The organism is Stutzerimonas stutzeri (assembly GCF_000935215.1).
Taxonomy (GTDB): domain Bacteria; phylum Pseudomonadota; class Gammaproteobacteria; order Pseudomonadales; family Pseudomonadaceae; genus Stutzerimonas.
In genome coordinates this window covers 1-1,361 of sequence record NZ_JXXD01000322.1, presented here as the reverse complement: position 1 = coordinate 1,361, position 1,361 = coordinate 1, and the positions used below count along the sequence as shown (strand labels likewise).

The 1,361-nt window shown below is 60.8% G+C and carries 1 protein-coding gene; it reads left to right on the top strand.

The features are described from left to right. The coding region (locus tag LO50_RS22965) for an alpha/beta fold hydrolase (RefSeq protein ID WP_044316478.1) at positions 1 to 720 on the top strand (720 nt) is incomplete at its 5' end. Positions 721 to 1,361 lie beyond the last annotated feature (641 nt).

Sequence of the window (1,361 nt, the reverse complement as noted above, 5' to 3'; positions counted from 1 at the left end):
ACGCTGCGCGGCTTCGGCCAGACACGCTTTCGCGACGCGCTGACCCCACGCAGCGGTCAGCTCGCCGCGCTGGGGCGCGACCTGCTGGATTTCATCGACGCATTGCGCCTCGACCAGCCGGTGCTGGTCGGCCATGACTGGGGCGCGCGGGCGGTGGCCAATGCCTGCGGGCTGCGCCATCACGCCGCCGCACGGCTGGTAATGCTCGCGGTGGGCTACGGCACCAATGACCCGAACCAGCACATCTCGCTCAGCCAGGCGCGCAACTACTGGTACCACTGGTACATGGCCACCCCGCGCGGCGAGCAGACGGTAGTCGAGGATCGCGCGGCCTTCACGCGGTTGCTGTGGGATACCTGGTCACCGGCCGGCTGGTACGCCGAGGCTGATTTCATCCAGGCGCTGGAGGCGTTCGACAACCCGGACTGGGCTGCCGTGGTACTGCACTCCTACCGCCACCGCTGGGGCTTCGTCGACGGCGATCCTGCCTATGCGTCGGACGAGACGCTGCTGCAACCGTCCCCGGTACTCGCCGTGCCGACGCTGGTGCTGCACGGCGAGACTGATACCTGCAACGCACCGGAAACCTCGGCCGGGCGTGAGGCCTTGTTCAGCGGCCCATACCACCGTCAGTTGCTGCCAGGCGTCGGCCACTTCCCCCAGCGCGAGGCGCCGCAGGCAGTGGCCGAGGCGATTCTGCGGTTCTGTCAGGGGGATTGAGCCCGTTGCTATATGCTGCGGGCGGCGAGACCTAACCGTTTCTCTGGCCTGCAGTGGTTGGTTTTTCTAGGGCTCTGCTAGGCCTGGCGCTTGTGCTTGCCAGTTTTCTGCGGCTCTACACGGCATGCAATCTCGAAGCCTTATCGACACGGTAATGGTGGAGCGTGTGCGGAAGGTCGCAGGCGAGGCAGTGTTTGATGACATCAATTTCATGCTTCCCGGAGCTGGTGTATAACCACCCGGCGTCGCTGAGGGGCCCGAGCTAGAGGCTCGGAGAGAGTGGCGAACGGAATGTTATACACCAAGCCCGTTCGGCGTCTTATACACCACTTGGTGTCTAATTGTAGTTAGAGGTAATGCTCATGCCCCTTGAGTGCCCAAGGTGCCAGCAAGGACACATAAGGCCAATGCGCATCGTAAGTACGCGAGAATTAATTCGGGTTTGTGAGAATGCGAAGCAAGCTGGGCAAGCCAAAATGTCATTAGCAAAAACAGCTTTCAGGACTATGGAACAGCAATAGAATCAAAGGGGCTAAATCCTCTTTGGTCCGAACTGGAACCCCAATAATGCGTAGTGCTTTACCCCTAACAAGTCGTATATGGACTCTCCCCACAAGCAGTGAGGAATAGCTTTTCGATCC